Here is a 3,658-nt window from a genome sequence, read left to right on the forward strand (position 1 = left end):
CCGGACAGCTGTGCGGGGCGGCGGTCGGCCAGATCGGTCGCCTCGACCTCGGCCAGCCAGCGACGGGCGACGTCTCGAGACTGACGGCGTGACGCGCCGGTGCTGCGCGGTCCGAAGGCAACGTTGTCGAGCACGCTCAGATGGGGAAACAGCAACGGTTCTTGAGCGAGCAGCGCCGTGCCGCGTCGGTACGCCGGCTGCCAGTGCTGGTCGTCGTACAAGCTGGCTCCACCGAGGACAGCTTGCCCGGCATCGGGGCGCGCGATGCCAGCGATCGCGGCCAGCAGGGTGGATTTTCCAGCACCGTTCGGACCGATGATGGCGACCGTCTCGCCATCGGCGACGTCAAGGGTCACGTCGACATCGCGGGTGTCGAATCGGGCTGTGGCCTGCAGGCTCATGCAGACACCCGTCCTGGTCGACGAACCAGTCCGATCACCAGCACGGCCACGGCCACGAGCACCAGTGACAGGGCCACGGCGGCGTCGGGATCGGTCTCGCGCTGCAGGTAGATCTCCAGCGGGAGGGTGCGGGTGGTCCCTTGGAGGCTGCCGGCAAAGGTGATGGTGGCCCCGAACTCGCCCAGCGCACGGGCGAACGACAAGATCGCGCCGGAAAGCAGACCCGGGAGCACGAGGGGGAGCGTCACCCGGCGCAGCACCGTGGTGGGCTTGGCGCCCAGGGTCGCGGCCACGACGTCGTACCGCTGCCCGGCCGTGCGCAACGACCCTTCGACGCTCACGACGAGGAAGGGCAAGGCCACGAACGTCTGGGCGATCACGACCGCTGTGGTCGAGAACGCGATCTCCAGGCCGAGCACGTCCAGGGTCTCGCCGAGCAGACCCCGCCGGCCGAAGGTGTAGAGCAGCGCGATGCCGCCGACGACGGGCGGCAGCACGAGCGGCAGCAGCACCAGTGATCGCAGCACGTTCTGGCCGCGGAACGAGCTACGGGCCAGCACCACGGCCATCGGCACACCGAGGAGCACGCACAGCACGGTCGAAGCAGCCGACGTCCGCAGACTGAGCAGCAGCGCCGCCCGCGAGGAGTCCGAGGTGATCAGCGTCAGGAAATCAGCCCAGTTGACCTGGCTGGCGATGGCCACCAGCGGAAGCAGGATGAAGGCTGCACCCAGCGCCGCCGGGACGTAGATCCAGCGAGGCAGGCTCATGGAGGGCCGAACCCGCGTGCTCGCAGAACGGACTGTCCGCTGGTGCCGCTGACGAAGGCGACGAAGGCCGCGGCGAGGTCTGGCCTGGTCGAGCCAGACAGCGCCGCGATCGGGTAGGTGTTCACCGTCTGAGCGCCTTCTGGGAGACCAATGCCCGTGACCGCGTCGCCGGCTGCGCGGACGTCAGTGACATAGACCAGGCCAGCGTCGGCCTCGCCGGTCCTGACCTTGTTGAGCACGTCGGTGACCGACTGCTCCTCGCTCACGGGCGTGATGTCGATGCCTGCGGTCTTCTCGACGGCGAGAGCTGCGCTGCCGCACGGTACCTGTGGCGCGCACAGCACGACCTTGACGGCGGGGTCGTCGAGATCGTCGATCGACGTGATCGCCGCGGGGTTGTCCGGGGGAGTGACGATCTGCAGCACGTTGGTCGCGAACGCGACGGGTTTCCCCTCGATGAGATCGTCGGTGGTCGCCTTGGTCATGTTCTTGACGTCAGCAGCAGCGAACACGTCTGCTGGCGCTCCTTGTTGCAGCTGCGCGACCAGATTGGCTGATCCGTCGAAGTTGAACGCGACGGTGACGCCCGGGTTCGCGGCCTCGAACTCGCTGCCGATCTCGGTGAAGGAATCCTGCAACGACGCAGCCGCGTAGACCGTCAGCGTCTTGGGCGCCATTCCGCACGCGGCCAGAGCAGCGACCAGCAGCCCTGCACCGGCGGTGGCGAACATCTTGCTGACGACCATCACGGGCGCGACTCGATGATGACGTTGGTGGACTTGATGACCGCCGTGGCGATCGAACCAGGTTCCAGACCGAGTTCACGCACGGCTTCGCTGCTCATGAGCGACACCACCCGGAACGGCCCACACTGCATCTCGACCTGCGCCATCACCGTGTCGGCCGTGACTGAGGTGACCAGGCCGACGAACCGGTTGCGCGCCGAGGACGATGCTTCCGGCTGCTCAGAGCCACCGGCCTGCGCCTTGGCGAACTGAGCCAGCTCTCGACCGTCGATGACCATGCGTCCGGCAGAGTCGATGCCCGACGTCAGGGCGCCTGCACCGACCCAACGGCGGAGGGTGTCGCCGCTGACACCCAAGAAGCCGGCTGCTTCGGCAATCCGCAACTGAGTCACAAAAGACAGACTATCGGCTCATAGGCAGCCGTGCAGAGTGATCAGCGATGCATGTGCGTCAAGCAGCGATGTAGTCGATCATGAGTGAAGGAGACGGCAGCCGCACGAGATGGACTTCGGGCGGAGCGTAGGCGTCTGCTGGCATCAGGCCGTGACCCTTGATGCCGTGGTGTCTTCGACACAGCGATCGCAGGTTGCGTCCGGAGGTGGGCCCGTTCTCCTCGAACGGAACCTCGTGGTCGAGATCGCAGTCGAGGGCTCGACGCTGGCAGCCATTCACCCGGCAGACCATGTCGCGCCATTGTGCTGCGCGCCGGAGCAGCTGCGGGGGCTGGTAGCCCAGATGGGTGACGTCGAGGACGTGACCGGCCGGATCGGTGAGCAGCCGCGTCCACAGGGTGGAACCAGAAGCATCGAGGCCGAAGATCCAAGCGGGTGGGATGGGGGAGTCGCCGTCGACGAGGGCGGGGGTGTCGGTGACGCCGGCCAGGGCGGTCGCCTCCACGACCACGGCAACCTCGGCGCGGATGTCGCACTCGGTGCCGGTGGCGTTGGTGAGCCACGAGCAGAACAGGTCGGCCTGCTTCTGCTCCTGGGTGCGTCCGTCGTCGGGCAGGTCCTTGGCCGCCGCGGCGAGGCGGTGGAAGATGGCCTTGGCGGCGATGGTTGAGATGGACCCGCTCACCCAGCTCATCCCGTGGTGGGTCGCATCGAATCGCACGTGGCGTCGGGCTCGCTCTGCCTCGGCTTCGTCGATGTCGGTGGGCTCGAGTCGGTCGATGAGGCGGTCGACCCAGCGACGCAGCTCGGCCGGGGTGTGCGTGGCCGCGTACGCGACGACCACGTCGTCGAGCGATCGGCGAGACTCGCTGAGCTTCGTGCGGTCGACCGCGACCGCGAGCACGGAGGCCTTCTGGGCGTCGATGATGCCTTCGGCGAACGCGGACCAGACCGACGGCAAAAGATCGCGCAACCGGCCGCCCTGTTCGACCATGCGCCACACCTGCTGTTCGCTGACGTGCAGCGTCTGCGCGATCTCGAGTGCGATCGCGTTGACCGCCATGCGCCGGAACATCAGTGAGCGATCGGCGTCGCGATCCAGAGCCGCCACGGCGTCCTCGCGGTGGGCCAGCACGGCATTCCACTTGGCGAACTCAGCGCGAGCGCACACGGTCGCCGCATCGGCGAGGTAGGTCCGCGAGATCATGCATCAAGCATATCGAACAGGTGTTCGACACACAAGAGTTGTGACCTGCTATGTCAATCTTTTTCGGCCGGCAGGCCGACCCGTTCGCGGCGTGCGCGTTCCATGTCGGAGGCCAGCGCGGGGTGCTCGTACGGGCCGGGAC

The 3,658-nt window shown here is 67.4% G+C and carries 5 protein-coding genes; all 5 read right to left on the bottom strand.

Features of this window, described 5'->3' with window-relative positions:
- Positions 1–401, bottom strand: a 401-nt coding sequence (locus WB508_RS12225; protein ID WP_423845156.1) for an ATP-binding cassette domain-containing protein, incomplete at its 3' end; no start/stop codon positions are given.
- Positions 398–1,171 carry an ABC transporter permease gene (locus WB508_RS12230; RefSeq protein WP_423845157.1) on the bottom strand — a complete coding sequence of 258 codons (774 nt, stop codon included), beginning with the start codon at positions 1,169–1,171 and terminating at the stop codon, positions 398–400. The genes WB508_RS12230 and WB508_RS12225, both read right to left, overlap by 4 nt.
- Entirely contained in the window at positions 1,168–1,917 is a 750-nt protein-coding gene (gene modA, locus WB508_RS12235; RefSeq protein ID WP_423845160.1) for a molybdate ABC transporter substrate-binding protein, read from the bottom strand. Before modA ends, WB508_RS12230 begins: the two co-directional genes overlap by 4 nt.
- Positions 1,917–2,309 carry a TOBE domain-containing protein gene (locus WB508_RS12240; protein ID WP_423845158.1) on the bottom strand — a complete coding sequence of 131 codons (393 nt, stop codon included), beginning with the start codon at positions 2,307–2,309 and terminating at the stop codon, positions 1,917–1,919. Before WB508_RS12240 ends, modA begins: the two co-directional genes overlap by 1 nt.
- 58 nt (positions 2,310–2,367) lie before the next feature.
- On the bottom strand, positions 2,368–3,516 hold the full coding sequence (locus WB508_RS12245; RefSeq protein ID WP_423845159.1) for a DUF222 domain-containing protein: 1,149 nt from the start codon (positions 3,514–3,516) through the stop codon (positions 2,368–2,370).
- Positions 3,517–3,658: the final 142 nt, after the last annotated feature.

This window comes from Aeromicrobium sp. (assembly GCF_049586495.1).
Taxonomy (GTDB): Bacteria; Actinomycetota; Actinomycetes; order Propionibacteriales; family Nocardioidaceae; genus Aeromicrobium.